General features: G+C 74.6%; 8 protein-coding genes. 7 read left to right on the forward strand and 1 reads right to left on the reverse strand.

All coding sequences use genetic code 11. From position 1 onward, the window contains the following. Positions 1-102 precede the first annotated feature (102 nt). The 7 genes from AB0L45_RS01975 to AB0L45_RS02005 all read left to right on the forward strand — a co-directional run bounded on the left by AB0L45_RS01975 (position 103) and on the right by AB0L45_RS02005 (position 12,749). The gene (locus AB0L45_RS01975) at positions 103-1,593 is read left to right on the forward strand and encodes a hypothetical protein (protein ID WP_365835074.1); all 1,491 of its coding nucleotides are present in this window, start codon (positions 103-105) and stop codon (positions 1,591-1,593) included. Positions 1,594-1,619: 26 nt separating this feature from the next. Further along, positions 1,620-2,603 carry a glutamate ABC transporter substrate-binding protein gene (locus tag AB0L45_RS01980; protein WP_365835620.1) on the forward strand — a complete coding sequence of 328 codons (984 nt, stop codon included), beginning with the start codon at positions 1,620-1,622 and terminating at the stop codon, positions 2,601-2,603. A gap of 316 nt (positions 2,604-2,919) precedes the next feature. After that, positions 2,920-4,269 (forward strand): hypothetical protein, encoded by a 1,350-nt coding sequence (locus tag AB0L45_RS01985; protein ID WP_365835076.1) that lies wholly within the window; start codon positions 2,920-2,922, stop codon positions 4,267-4,269. Beyond that, positions 4,266-7,013, forward strand: a complete 2,748-nt coding sequence (locus AB0L45_RS01990; protein ID WP_365835078.1) for a tetratricopeptide repeat protein — start codon at positions 4,266-4,268, stop codon at positions 7,011-7,013. The genes AB0L45_RS01985 and AB0L45_RS01990 overlap by 4 nt, the downstream gene beginning before the upstream one ends. Before the next feature lies 1 nt (position 7,014). Next, on the forward strand, positions 7,015-8,976 hold the full coding sequence (locus AB0L45_RS01995; RefSeq protein WP_365835079.1) for a PP2C family serine/threonine-protein phosphatase: 1,962 nt from the start codon (positions 7,015-7,017) through the stop codon (positions 8,974-8,976). 254 nt (positions 8,977-9,230) lie between these two features. Beyond that, positions 9,231-10,604, forward strand: a complete 1,374-nt coding sequence (locus AB0L45_RS02000) for a VWA domain-containing protein (RefSeq protein WP_365835080.1) — start codon at positions 9,231-9,233, stop codon at positions 10,602-10,604. Positions 10,605-10,655: 51 nt separating this feature from the next. After that, positions 10,656-12,749: an FHA domain-containing protein gene (locus AB0L45_RS02005; RefSeq protein WP_365835082.1), complete on the forward strand. Its 2,094-nt coding sequence runs from the start codon at positions 10,656-10,658 to the stop codon at positions 12,747-12,749. 62 nt (positions 12,750-12,811) lie between these two features. On the opposite strand, the gene AB0L45_RS02010 is transcribed toward AB0L45_RS02005, so the two are convergent. Then, complete coding sequence (locus AB0L45_RS02010; protein WP_365835084.1) at positions 12,812-13,954, reverse strand: methyltransferase domain-containing protein; 1,143 nt, start codon at positions 13,952-13,954, stop codon at positions 12,812-12,814. Positions 13,955-14,026: the final 72 nt, after the last annotated feature.

Below are 14,026 nucleotides of genomic sequence, written 5' to 3' on the forward strand. Positions count from 1 at the left end.
GTTGTCAGTCCCTGCGGCCATACTGACTGCTGGCCGTGCATCTGTTCCCGTGCGCCCGTCGCGCGGGGCCGGGGCCGCCGTCCGCGACCAGGGGGAGGTTCCGTGTCCAACCCGCAGACCGGCGCTGTTCCGCCGTCGTCGGGCCGCGCCGCCGGGACGGCCGCGTCCGCCGCGGGCACAGGCCCCTTCGCCGGAGCCGGCTCCTCCGGTGGTACGGGCCCCTCCGGTGGTACGGGCTCCGCCCCCGAGGCGCGGCGGCGTACGGCCTGGGCCGACGGGGTGGACCAGCTGCGGGCCGCGGCCACGACCGAGCCGGGCCGGCTGCGGATCATCGGGGCCGTACTGGCCTTCCTGGTCCTCGCGTTCGGGGCCGCCACGGCCTGGCAGGTCGCCGACCGGTCCGCCGCCGCGCGCGACGTCGTGGAGCGCAGCCAGCCGCTGACCGCGGACGCCGCGGACATCTACCGCTCGCTCGCCGACGCCGACACCACCGCCGCCGCCGGATTCCTGGCCGGCGCCAAAGAGACCCAGGCCACCCGCGACCGGTACGAGACCGACATCGCGACGGCCGCCCGCCTGCTGGCCAAAGCCTCCGCCAACACCAGTGGTTCGGACGCCGCGGCCCGTCAGATAGGCAAGCTCAACAGCCTCCTCCCCCGGTACACGGGCCTGATCGAGACGGCCCGCACCAACAACCGGCAGGGCCTGCCCCTCGGCGGCGCCTACCTGCGCTACGCCAACGCGCAGATGCGCGACGAACTCCTCCCGGCGGCCCGCGGGCTGTACACGACCGAGACGACGCGCCTCGGGGAGGACTACGACTCCGCGAAGGCGTGGCCCTGGCTCGCGCTGACCGCCGGGGTGCTGGCGCTCGGCGCCCTCACCTGGGCCCAGCGCCGCAACTACCGCCGTACGAACCGGGTGTTCAACCGCGGTCTGCTGGCCGCCACGACCGCCTCGGCCGTCGTCCTGCTGTGGCTGCTGGCCGGCCACTCCGTGGCCCGCTCGGGCCTGAACACGTCGTACGAGAACGGGGCGAAGTCACTGAAGGTCCTCAACGAGGCCCGTATCGACGCCCTCCAGGCCCGCGGGGACGAGAACCTGACCCTGGTCGCGCGCGGCGCCGTGGTGACCAAGGACCAGCAGGACTTCTACGAGGTCGGCTACCGCGCCGGCATGAAGGACCTGGCGGGCCCGGACCGCGCCGGCGCCGCCGCGGCGGACAGCAGACTGGGCACGGCCCTGACACTCGCGGACGACGACACCGGCCGGCGGCCCGTCCAGGACGCGGTCGAGACCGTACGGCAGTGGCAGGCACGGCACGCCGAGGCGCGGGCCGCCGACGACCAGGGGGACTACGACCGGGCGCTGGCCAAGGTGATCGGCGGCGACGCGGCGACCGGCGAGTCCTTCGACCGGGTGGACCACCGGCTGGCCCAGGCCCTGGCCCACGAGCAGCAGGAGTTCCGACGGGCCGCCGACGACGGGCGCGGCGCGCTGGCCGGACTGGCGGCCGGCGCCGTGGTGCTGGCCGTCCTGGGGGCGACGGGCGCGGTACTGGGCATCGGGCGCAGGCTTTCGGAGTACCGGTGATGGGGCCTGGTGATGGCGACATGACGATGCGCGCGAGGGCACTGCGGAACCTGCGGGCCGCGCTGGCCCCGGTGGCGGCGGGGGTGTGCGTGATGGCGGCGACGGCCGCCGTCCTCGTCCCGGTGCTCGGCGGGGACGTCCCGGCGCCCCGTCCCGTGCCGCACGGGACGGGCACCGCGCGCGCCGACGCCGCGGCGGCGGACTGCACGCCCGCCGACGCCGCCGCCAGCCTGCGGCCCTCCCCCGACGACGGGCCCGCGGTGGACCGCATCAAGGCCCGGGGGCGACTGATCGTCGGCGTCGACCAGAACACGTACCGCTGGGGCTACCGCAATCCGGCCACCGGCGATCTGGAGGGCTTCGACATCGATCTGGTGCGGGCGATCGCCGAGGACATCCTCGGACCGGACCCGAAGATCACGTTCCGGGCGATCCCCACCAACCAGCGCATCCCCGCCCTCCAGAAGCGCACCGTCGACCTGGTCGTCCGGACGATGACCATCAACTGCGCCCGCAAGCGCCAGGTCGCGTTCTCGACCGCGTACTTCCAGGGCGGACAGCAGGTCCTCGCACCCAAGAACTCGACGGTCACCGCCTTCGACGACTCGCTGAAGGGCAAGCGCGTCTGTACGGCGGCCGGTTCGACGGGCGAGGCCCGGCTGGCCGAGGAGCGGCACGGCGCCCGGGTCGTGACCGTACCGAACCAGCTCGACTGCCTGGTGCGCCTCCAGCTCGGCGAGGCCGACGCGGTGGTGACGGACAACGCGCTGGCCGCGGCGCAGGCCGCGCAGGACCCGACGGTGCAGCTGAAGGGGAAGCCGTTCACCGACGAGCCGTACGGCGTCGCCGTCAACCGCGCCGACACCGACCTGGTACGGCGGGTCAACAAGGTCCTGGAGGACTACCGCGCCGGCGGCAGCGGGAGCCGCTGGATGGCCGCCTACAAGAAGTGGCTCCAGGCGGACCTGCCCGGCATAACCAAGGCGCCCGAGCCCCAGTACAGCGACTGAGCCGTGCGGGGCCGGGCGCCGCACCGCACACCGGGCGGCCCGCGGCCGGGACCGGGCGGCAGCCGCCGGCACCGGGCGGCCCGCCGCGGCCCGGCGTTCGCCCGCCGGACGCGTCACCATGGAAGGAGCACCGCGGGCGCGGGGCGGGAGGGGAGGCAGCAGGAGCGGCGCCGGCGGGTTGCGCACCCGTGGCGCAGTGGGGCGCCACCGCGCGGCCGCACCGCCCGGAGGCGTGCCCCGCCCGTACCGCCGTACGCACCAGCCGTGACAACCGTCACAACCACCGCGCACCACACGCACATTGGAGAGGTGATCGATGGGGGCCCCTGGACCCTTCCCCGGCTCCCCGGGGAAGTCCCACGACCCGGTGCTGAGCCGGGAGGAGGTGGACCGCGCCCTGGGCCGGCTCGCTGCCGAGTACGAGGCGATCGAGACCTCGCTGCTCGCCCTGCAGGACCACGCGGGCCGCAGGCTCCTGGAGGGCGCCGAGCTGACCGGCCTCACCAAGGAGCGCTGGGCCGCCACCGAGCAGTCCATCACCGTCCTGTGGGCGCACTTCGACGCGTACACCAAAGCGCTCACCACCGCCCGCGAGCTGCGCGCCCGGCGCCGCTGGCCGTCCCCCGACGACCTCGCCGAACTGACCGAACTGCTCCGCGGCACCCGCGTCACCGTCTCCGGAGCGGCCACCGGCGGCAGTTCACCGCAGCCGGGCGGCGGCCCCGCCCGGCTGAGCGAACAGTTCAGCCTGGACGAGCTGGTGGAGCGGATGAACGGCCTGTACGCGGCGGCCCTGGACGTGATCGTCTCCGCCGACGCCGTGTGGTCCGCGCTGCCCGCCCGGATAGACCTGCTCGCCGCCGAACTGCGCCGCACGCTGTCCCTGGCCCGATCGGTCGGCGTACGCCCCGGGGAGCACCCGGCCGGCGACGACCTGGAGCGCATCACGTACGAGCTGACGCAGCTGCGCGCCCAGGTGGTGGCCGACCCGCTGGCCTTCTGGGTGCCGGACGCCGACCGCAGCGCCGCGCCCGGCGGCGGCCGCCCGGACACCGCCCGCTACGACCGCGCGGCACTCGCCCTGGAGGACGCCCGGCGGGAGATCGAAGCGGTCCTGGACGTACGGCAGGACGCCGAGCGCCGGCTCATGCAGCTGCGCGACGTGCTCTCCCGCGCTGACCGGACGCTCACCGAGGCGCGGCAGGCCCGCGGCGAGGTGCTCGCGAAGATCGCCGCCTCCGAGGTGCCCGCGGTCAGCGGTCCGTCCACGGCGCTGCACGAGCAGCTGTCCATCGCCGCCGAGTACCGCCGGCACGCCCAGTGGCACCGCCTCTCCCCCCTGCTCGACAGCCTGGAGCAGCGCGCCGAGGACGAACTGCACCGCGCCCGCGAATCGTTGACGGCCGTGACCGCTCCGCTGGCCGTACGGGCTGAACTGCGCGGCCGCCTGGACGCGTACAAGGCGAAGGCCGCACGGCACGGCCTGGCCGAGGACCCGCTGCTGATGGAACGCTACGACGCCGCGCGGCGGATGCTGTGGAGCGCGCCGTGCGACCTGCGGGTGGCCGAACAGGCGGTGCTGCGCTACCAGCGGGCGGTGGCCGAGGCACTGCGGCCACCGGAGCCGGACCGCGGGCCGGCGGACGGACCACAGGGGGGAACATGAGCGAGGAGCGGACCAGTGGCGTCCCGTGCCAGCGGCGTGAATGCCCGGGCACGTACGAAGACGTGAGCGGCGGCGAACTGTACTGCGACACGTGCGGCCTGGCGCCGGTCGTGTCACCGGAGGGGCTGGTGGGCTCGCCGCCCACGGGGGTTACTGCGGGGCGGCGGGGTGGGGTGGGGTCTGGGGGATCCGGGGGATCCGGGGGATCCGGGGGGTCAGGTAGTTCCGGGGGCTCCTCGACCTCTCGGCGTTCCGTCTCCGGTCGGTTGTCCCGGTCGTTGGCCGGTACCTCGACGCGGTCGATGTCCGTATCCGTACGCAGCGCCGGGCGCGGCACCGGTACCGGTTCCGGGGCGTCCCGCGGGCGGCTGGGGGCGGGGCTGGTGTCGATACCGGAGGTGCCACGTCCGGATCCGCGTACGGCCGTCCTGGAGAACCCGGAGGTGCCCGAGCGCAAGCGGTTCTGCAGCCGCGGCGACTGCGGGGCCCCGGTGGGCCGGGCGCGCGGCGACCGTCCGGGCCGTACGGAAGGTTTCTGCACCAAGTGCGGCCACCCGTACAGCTTCGTGCCCAAGCTGCGCCCCGGTGACGTGGTGCACGGCAGCTACGAGGTCGTCGGCTGTCTGGCGCACGGCGGCCTGGGCTGGATCTACCTGGCGATCGACCGCGCGGTCTCCGACCGCTGGGTGGTGCTCAAGGGCCTGCTCGACACCGGCGACGAGGAAGCCCTCGCCGTGGCCGCGTCCGAGCGCCGCTTCCTGGCCGAGATCGAGCACTCCAACATCGTCCGCATCTACAACTTCGTCGAACACCTGGACCGTACGACCGGCAGCCTGGACGGCTACATCGTCATGGAGTACGTCGGCGGCAAGTCCCTCAAGGACATCGCCAACGAGCGGCGTACGGCGAACGGGCGCCGCGACCCGCTGCCGGTCGAGCAGGCGTGCGCGTACGGCATCGAGGCCCTGGAGGCGCTCGGCCACCTGCACAGCCGCAACCTCCTGTACTGCGACTTCAAGGTGGACAACGCCATCCAGCAGCACGACCAGCTCAAGCTGATCGACATGGGCGCGGTCCGCCGGATGGACGACGACGAGAGCGCGATCTACGGCACGATCGGCTATCAGGCGCCCGAGGTCGCCGTCGCGGGCCCGTCCGTCGCCTCCGACCTCTACACGGTCGCCCGCACCCTCGCCGTGCTCACCTTCGACTTCCAGGGCTACACCAACGTCTTCGTGGACTCGCTGCCCGACCCGGAGAACATCGAGGTCTTCCGTACGTACGAGTCCTTCTACCGCCTGCTGGTGCGGGCCACCGACCCCGACCCGGCACGGCGCTTCTCGTCGGCGGCGGAAATGGCCGAGCAGCTGACGGGGGTCCTGCGGGAGGTCGTGGCCCTCCGGACGGGCGAGCAGCGGCCCGCGCTCTCCACCCTGTTCGGGCCCGAGCTGCGCGTCGTGGACACGGATGTGGTGGCGCGCGCGGAGGGGGACGCGTCCCTGCTGGGGGCGCGTGCGGTGTCGGTGGGGCGGAAGGGGAACGCGGTGGTCGGCCCGGCCATCGGGGTCGGGGCGCCTGGGGGGATTGGTGAGGGTGGCGGGGGTGGGGTGAGTGGTAAGACGGCGGTGTCGACCGGTAACACCGCCCAGGTCGCCTACGAAGTCACATCGGCTACCGGCCCGCGGCCGGGCTCCGGCCCGCGGACGGGTACCAGTTCACGCACGGGCGCCGGTCAGGTACGCGGTGTGCCCGCGCTCCGGCCGCTCGACGCCGGCCTCGCCGTACTCGCCCTGCCCGTACCGCGCGTCGACCCCGCCGACCCGAACGCGGGGTTCCTGGCCGGTCTGTTGGCCGCCGCGCCCGCCGAGCTGGTCAGCGCGTTGCGCGCGGCTCCCGCGGACACGATAGAGACCCGGCTGCGCAGGCTACGGGCCCAGTTGGAGCTGGGCGACGGCGCCGCCGCCCTGCGCGAACTGCGCGCCGTAGAGGCGGAGCCGGACCAAGGTTGGGACGAGGATTGGCGGGTGGTCTGGTACCGCGGTCTGGTGGCACTGGCGACCGACGACCGCGAGACGGCGGCCCTGTCGTTCGACGCGATGTACGACGCGTTCCCCGGCGAGCCGGCGCCGAAGCTGGCGCTCGCCGTCTGCGCCGAGGTGCTGGGGCAGCTGGACAACGCGGCGGAGTACTACCGGCTGGTGTGGGCCACCGACCACAGTTACGTCAGCGCGGCGTTCGGGCTGGCCCGGGTGCGGCTGGCGGCCGGTGACCGGGCCGGCGCGGTGGCCGCCCTGGAATCCGTACCGGAATCCTCCATTCACTACACTGCGGCGCGCATCGCGGCGATCCGGGCCCGGCTGCGGCAACGGCCCGCTCATGAGGCGTTGCTGGAGGACCTGCGGGCGGCGGCCGGACAGGTCGAGCAGCTGGCGGGCTCCGGACTGGACGCGGAGCGCCGCGAACAACTGACGACCGAAGTGCTGGGCTGCGCCCTGGACTGGGTACTCTCCGGTAGCCACGGTGCCGAGCAGCGGGGGCGTACATTGCCGTCCGGGGCCCAGGGCCCCGGCTCCGGCGGCACCGCCGACCGGCCCGGTCTGCTCGGCAGCGCACTGGACGAACGCGGCCTGCGCTTCGGCCTGGAGCGGTCGTACAGACTGCTCGCCCGGCTGGCGCAGCGCGGCGAGGAAAGGATCGAGCTGGTGGAACGGGCCAACCGCTTCCGCCCCAGGACGTGGGTGTGACATGGGTGTGACAGGGCCGTTCCGGTGTGCGAGCTGCAGTGAGCCGCTCGAACCGGGGGACAACTACTGCGGGTTCTGCGGCGCCGACGTCGTGGCGCCCGCCGGGCCGGACGGGGCCGGTGACCGGCCCACGGTCCCGCTGGGCGACACGGCGCACCCCGCATCCGGAGCGGGGGCCCCGCCGGGGGCCGTCGCGCTGCCCGCATCGTTCCTGATGCCGGGAGCGGGCGGGGCAGGAGAGGCTGGAGGGGCGGTGGGGGCGCCGGGAAGTACGGGAGGTACGGGTCCGACGACACCGGCCGTTGCGGGGCCGGGTGCGCCGACCGTTCCGGGGCCGGGGGCACCAGCCGTTCCGCCGTCGGTGCCCGGGCAGGCCGCGCCGTCCACGCCGGTGGTCGCGCCCGGCCCGGTTCCGTCGTACGGCACCCCCTCCCCGTACGGTACGGACATCCGGCACGACAACGGGTCCACGTACGCCACGGCCGCCTCCCACACGAACGGATCGGCGCACGTCCCGCACGCTCCCGTACCGGCGCCGCCTCCGCCGGATTACGCGCCCGCGGTACCGCACGCCCACGCGCAGGCCGGCGCGCAGTCCCGGGCACCTCACGCGGAGGCGAGCGTTCCGCCGGCGGCCGGTCACGGCGGCCACGGTCATGGCCATGGGTACGGACATACGGAACCGGCCGCTCCCCATGGCGGCACTCCGGACCCGCGCGTCGTCGGGTACGACCTCGCCGCGGAGGCGGCGGACCGCCCCGCGGCCGCGAGCGGCTCGGGTCCGGAGCCTCGGCCTACGTCCCCTACGCCCCCAGCACCCCCAACAACTTCGACGCCCCCGGCACCTCCGGCGGAACCCCCGGGCCCACCGAGCCCTGCCGGCCCTACAGCCCCCACAGAGCCAACGGGAACAGCAGGCTCAGCGGAAGCGGCAGGAGCAGCAGGCGCGGCGGGAGCAGCAGGCGCAGCAGGCGCAGCGGGAGCACCGGAACCGCCCGCCCCCACACCCCCCTCCCCCGAACACCAGACCCCCGCCCAAGGCACCCGCGTCTGCGCCGTCTGTCACGCGGGGACGGTCACCGGGGACGGTTACTGCGAGAACTGCGGGCACGCCCAGCCACGCGAACGTGACCACATGGAGCGGGAGCTGGCGGGCGTGGCGGCGGTCAGCGACCGGGGCCACCGCCACCACCGCAACGAGGACTTCTTCGCGGTCGCCGAAGGGACGCTGCCGGACGGCTCGCCCGCCGTGCTGGCCGTCGTCTGCGACGGGGTCTCCTCCGCCACCCGCCCCGACGACGCGTCCGCCGCCGCGTCCGGGACCGCGGCCCGGTCGCTACTGGCTGCCCTGCCCGGCGGTACGCACCCGCAGCGGGCCATGCACGACGCGATCCTCGCCGCCGCGAAGTCCGTCAACGCCCTGGCCGCCGCGCCCAGCCAGGCCCAGCAGCACGACTCGTACCGCCAGCAGAACGCCCCCGCCTGCACGTTCGTCGGCGCGGTGGTCGGCGGCGGGCTGCTCGTCATCGGCTGGGTCGGCGACAGCCGCGCGTACTGGATCCCCGACGACCGCAGCGCGCCCGCCGTCCGCCTCACCGAGGACGACTCATGGGCGGCGCAGATGGTCGCCAACCAGCTGATGTCGGAGGCGGAGGCGTACGCGGACGACCGGGCGCACGCGATCACGGGCTGGCTCGGGGCGGACGCGTACGAACTGGAGCCGCACACCGCTTCCTTCAAGCCCGACGGACCGGGTGTAGTGGTGGTGTGCACGGACGGGCTGTGGAACTACGCGGAGGCCGCGGAGCAGGTGGCCGCGGTACTGCCGGGCGACGCGCACGACCGGCCGCTGCACAGCGCGCGGACCCTGGTCGCCCACGCTCTGGCCGGTGGGGGCCACGACAACGTAACAGTGGCGGTGGTGCCGTTCCCGGCGCCGCGGGGACGGGCAGGATCGGCCTGAGCACCTGCCCTGGGGGGCCGTCCGCCACGTAGGCACCGGTGGCCGGGAGCTGTGACGCTCCCGGCCACACCTGCATGACTCGTACGTACCAGCAACCGCACACCTCACTCACGCCCATCCGGAACCGCACGAACCACCAGAAGAACGGCGCCAACGGGGGGATGATCACGGGGACTTCCGCCCGCCCAAGTGTCTCTTCACCGCCGCGAGGGCTGCGCTGCGGAGCCTCGCGGCGGCACAAAGGAGCGGAACAGATGGCCAACTTCTCCAAGTCCGGCGTGCCGCGGTTCGCCGTCGAGGTGTACCAGAACGCGTACCTGCCGGAGGGCGGGCGCGAGGTGAACGCCATCGTCACCGTCACCGCCACCGGGGGCGGCACCAGCGGCGGCCTGCCGCTCTTCGCGGCCGGTACGGACGCGGGCGGGACCGGCGCCGCCCGCGTGCACGGCGGCGTACGGCACGCGGGCGTCGTGATCATGGTGGACTGCTCCGGCTCGATGGACTACCCGCCCACCAAGATGCGCAACGCGCGCGACGCGACGGCCGCCGCGATCGAGACCGTCCGGGACGGCGTCGCCTTCGCGGTGGTGGCCGGTACGCACCAGGCCGCCGAGGTCTATCCGGGCGGCGGGCGGCTCGCCACCGCCGGTCCGGCCACCCGCGCGCAGGCCAAGGAGGCGCTGCGCAAGCTGAGCGCCGGCGGCGGCACGGCCATCGGCACCTGGTTACGGCTGGCCGACCGGCTGCTGGCCGATGCGGACCTCGGCATCCGGCACGGCATCCTGCTCACCGACGGCCGCAACGAGCACGAGTCGGCCCAGGACCTGCGCGCCACCCTCGACGCCTGCGCCGGCCGCTTCACCTGCGACGCCCGCGGCGTCGGTACGGACTGGGAGGTCAAGGAGGTCACCGGCATCGCCTCGGCGCTGCTCGGCACGGCCGACATCGTCGCCGACCCGGCCGGGCTGGCCGACGACTTCACGCGGATGATGGAGGCGGCGATGGGCAAGGAGGTGGCGGACGTCACCCTGCGGCTGTGGACACCGCAGGGCGCACAAGTCGCTTTCGTGAAGCAAGTGGCGCCGTCCGTCGCGGACCTGACCGGCCGGCGTACCGATTCCGGCCCGCGGACCGGCGACTATCCGACAGGTTCATGGGGTGACGAGTCGCGCGACTACCACGTTTGCGTACGCGTTCCGGCCGCCGAGGTGGGGCAGGAGATGCTGGCCGCACGGGTCTCGCTGGTCCTCCCCGACCCCGGCGGCGGCGCCCCGCAGACCCTTGCCCAGGGGCTGGTACGGGCGGTGTGGACGGACGACATGTCCGCTTCGACCATGATCAACCCTCAGGTCGCCCATTACACGGGACAGGCCGAACTGGCCCAGGTCATCCAGCAAGGGCTGGATGCCCGCAAGTCGGGCGATGCGGACGGCGCCACCGCGAAACTGGGCCGGGCCGTGCAACTGGCGAGCGCGTCCGGGAACGAGGACACTGCGAAACTGCTTGCGAAGGTGGTGGACGTCGTCGACGCGGCGACCGGTACTGTGCGACTGAAGGCGAAGGTCACAGAGGCGGACGAGATGACGCTCGAAACGCGCTCGACCAAGACAGTTCGCGTCAAGAAATAACAAACCAGACGTACTACCGAACACAATCGGTACTGAGGGGGAAGATCCGACATGCCGACCTGCCCGAACGGCCATCAGTCGGTGGCCGAAGACTGGTGCGAGGTGTGCGGCCACCGGATGGCGGGCGCTGTTCCCCCGCCGCCCTCCCTGCCCGCGGGATTCCTCAATACACCTCCGGCCGGCCAGCCGGCCCCGCCGCCGCCCGCCCCGCAGGGCGGGCCCGGCCCTCAGAACGGTCCTGGTGAGGCCGGCGGTGCCGGTGCTTCCCAGGGCGGGCAGGGCTTCCCCGGTCAGGCTCCGCCGCCGCAGCAGGCCCCGGCCCCTCAGTCCCCGATGCAGCAGGCCTCCGCTCCCCAGGCCCCGCCGCCGCCCGCGCCGCAGGGCCCGATGGGGCAGGGGCCCGGTCCGGCTCCCGCTGCCCCCGCTCCTGGCCCGCAGGGCGGGCCCGGCGGTTCCGGCGGTTCCGGCGGTTCCGGCGGTTCCGGCGGGCAGGGCAGCCACGGCGGTCCGGGCACTCCGGGTGGGCAGGGCAGCCACGGCGGTCCGGGTATTCCGGGCGGGCAGGGCACTCCGGGCGGGCAGGGAAGTCAGGGTGGTCAGGGCGGTTACGGTTTCCCGCCCCCGCAGCAGGGTCCGCCCGCCCCGCCGCAGCAGGGCCCTGGTCAGCAGCCGCAGTCGGGGCCGCCGGCTCCTCCGGGTCAGCAGGGCGGGCCGGGCGGCCCGGGCGGCCAGCCGGAGCTGTGCCCCCAGTGCCGTACGCCGCGTGAAGCGATGGCGCCCTTCTGCGAGGAGTGCCGCTACAACTTCCTGACGCACTCGGCCACCTCGTACGCCCCGCCGCCCCCTGGCCCGGGCCCCCACGGCGGCCAGGGCGGTTACGGCTTCCCGCCGCCGCAGCAGGGTCCGCCCACCCCGCCGCAACAGTACGAGTACCAGGGCTCGCGCCCGTCGCAGATCAACCGCCCCGCCGAACCGCTCTCCCCCGAGCAGTCCGGGCAGTTCGGGCAGCCCGAGCAGCCGGGCCAGTTCGGCCGGCCTGAGCAGTCGGGCCAGTTCGGGCAGTCCGGCCAGTTCGGGCAGCCCCCGCAGGGTGGCCAGCCGGGTCCGGCCGGGCAGCCGGGTCGGACGGCGCCGCCCCCCGCACCGCACGCCGGGCAGCAGCCGCCCGGTCAGCCCGGCCCTCACGGTGCGCCTGCCGGCCAGCCCGGTCCGACGCTTCCGCCCCGCGCTGCCGACGACGACTGGCCGCTGCCCCCGCCCAACTCCCAGACCACTCCCCCGCCGCCCACTCCGCCGGGCCCGCAGGGCGGCCCGGACCCGAGCCAGGGCGGTCAGGGTGGTCCGGGCAGCCAAGGCGGTCCGGGCAACCAAGGCGGTCCGGGCAACCAGGCAAGTCAGAGTGGCCAGGGCAGTCAGGGCGGCCAGGGCGGTTACGGCTTCCCGCCCCCGCAGCAGGGGCCGCCCACCCCGCCGCAGCAGCAGGGGCCACCCTCCCCGCAGCAGCAGGGCCCGTACGAGCCCCAGCAGCCTCCCCAGCAACAGCCGCCGCAGGTTCCGTACGACCCGCAGGCCGCCCAACAGGGCGCGCCTCAGGCCCCGTTCGAGCAGCAGCAGCCCGGCCCCTTCGGCCTGCCGCCGCAGCAGCAGCCGGACGGGCACCAGCAGCCGCACCCCGACCAGCAGTGGAACCAGCCCGCGCCGGGGCCCGCCGCCCCGCCCGGACCGCCGCCGGTCGTCGGTGACGGCTGGGCGGTGGCGATCGCGCCCGACCGTGAGTACTTCATGGCGATGATGGGCCGCAGCGGCCCGGAGGCGGCCGGCCTCAACCTGCCCGCCTACTCCCCCGAGCAGCAGGTCCCGCTCACCGGCGGCCAGATCACCATCGGCCGCCGCCGGCACAGCACGGGCGAGTCCCCGGACATCGACCTGGGCCGTCCGCCGGAGGACCCGGGCGTCTCGCACCAGCACGCCCTCCTCGTCCAGCAGCCCGACGGCAGCTGGGCCGTGGTCGACCAGAACTCCACCAACGGCACCACCGTCAATCTCGCCGAGGACCCCATCCAGCCCTACGTCCCCACCCCCCTCCACGAGGGTGACCGCATCCACGTAGGCGCCTGGACCACCATCACCGTCCGCCGGGCCTGACACGGCAGCGGCGGAGAGCGCCGGCCGCGGTACCCCCACCGCGGCCGGCGCTTTCCGCTGTCTCAGCCTGCCGGCAGCGCCCATCTGTGCGGTCCCTCCGGGGAGTCCAGCCAGGCGTACTGACGGGTGCGGTGGACGGTGACGCCGAAGCGTTCGCGGTGCGGATGGTTCTCCTGTTGCCACAGGGCGTGGGCCTCGCCGGGGGTGAGGCTTGCGGCGGTCAGCGTGCGGAGGAAGTGGAAGCGATCGTCGCGCAGGGTCTCGCGGGGGATGCCGTGGCGGGAGCCCGGGTGCTGCCCCTCGAGGGCAGGGGATTCGGGGGGCGTGGTGGGTTCCGTACGGGCGCGCAGCGGGACGAAGTACGCCGGGGTGTGCAGGAAACGGCCTTCCGCCCGTACGGCCTCCGGGTCCGTGACGCGGAGTGCGACCAGGCCGGTGGCGAGGGGCGCCAGGACGAGCGCCCCGGGTGTGCACTGGGCGATCCACGCGGGCGGTACGGACGGGAGGGCGCAGGTGGCGATGATCCGGTCGTAGGGCGCGCGGTCCGGGCAGCCGAGGGAGCCGTCGCCGGTCACCACGGCGGGCCGGTGCCCGGCCGTGGCCAGCCGGTCGCGCGCCGGGCCGGTGATCTCCTCGTCCAGGTCGACGGTGGTCACGCGGTCCGCGCCCAGCCGGTGGGCCAGCAGCGCCGCGTTGTAGCCGGTGCCCGTACCGATCTCCAGGACGCGGCAGCCGGTGTCCGGGCGCTGGTCCTCCGCCTCCTCGACGCGCAGCGCCTCCAGCATCATGGCCATCAGCGACGGCTGGCTGCTGGAGGACACCACCTCGCCGTCGCGCATGCACGTCGCCAGCGCCGTGTCCGTATAGACGCCGTCCAGCCAGCGCAGCCGGCGCTGCGGGTCGGGGTCGGAGCCGGACAGCCGCTGGTAGCCGCGGGGTGTGGCCACGAAGTAGTACGGGACGAAGAGGTGCCGCGGCACGTCCTCGAAGGCGGCCCGCCACCGCGGGTCGCGGAGCCGGCCGCCCGCCTCGATCTGCCGGACCAGCTCGGCGCGCGCCGCGACCGTCGCCGCGCGCTCCGGATCCGGGACCGGCTGAGGGGTCGTTCCCAGAGCCGTCTCCGGGGCCCTCTCCGGGGTCGTTCCCAGGGCCGTCTCCGGGGTCGCCTCCGGGCCCCGTTCCGGACCGGACTGTGTACCGCTCATGTCTCCACTGTCCTACGTCGCAGGTCCTCGGCCGAGTAGTCCGGCACCGCCGAGTCGTCTGACACCATGGAA

This window comes from Streptomyces sp. NPDC052496 (assembly GCF_040679095.1).
Classification (GTDB): Bacteria; Actinomycetota; Actinomycetes; order Streptomycetales; family Streptomycetaceae; genus Streptomyces.

Excerpts from the sequence above, each read along its gene's own strand:
- AB0L45_RS01980 (WP_365835620.1), top strand. The coding sequence starts at position 1,620 with ATGCGCGCGAGGGCACTGCGGAACCTGCGGGCCGCGCTGGCCCCGGTG.
- AB0L45_RS01985 (WP_365835076.1), top strand. The coding sequence starts at position 2,920 with ATGGGGGCCCCTGGACCCTTCCCCGGCTCCCCGGGGAAGTCCCACGAC.
- AB0L45_RS01990 (WP_365835078.1), top strand. The coding sequence starts at position 4,266 with ATGAGCGAGGAGCGGACCAGTGGCGTCCCGTGCCAGCGGCGTGAATGC.
- AB0L45_RS01995 (WP_365835079.1), top strand. The coding sequence starts at position 7,015 with ATGGGTGTGACAGGGCCGTTCCGGTGTGCGAGCTGCAGTGAGCCGCTC.
- AB0L45_RS02000 (WP_365835080.1), top strand. The coding sequence starts at position 9,231 with ATGGCCAACTTCTCCAAGTCCGGCGTGCCGCGGTTCGCCGTCGAGGTG.
- AB0L45_RS02005 (WP_365835082.1), top strand. The coding sequence starts at position 10,656 with ATGCCGACCTGCCCGAACGGCCATCAGTCGGTGGCCGAAGACTGGTGC.
- AB0L45_RS02010 (WP_365835084.1), bottom strand. The coding sequence starts at position 13,954 with ATGAGCGGTACACAGTCCGGTCCGGAACGGGGCCCGGAGGCGACCCCG.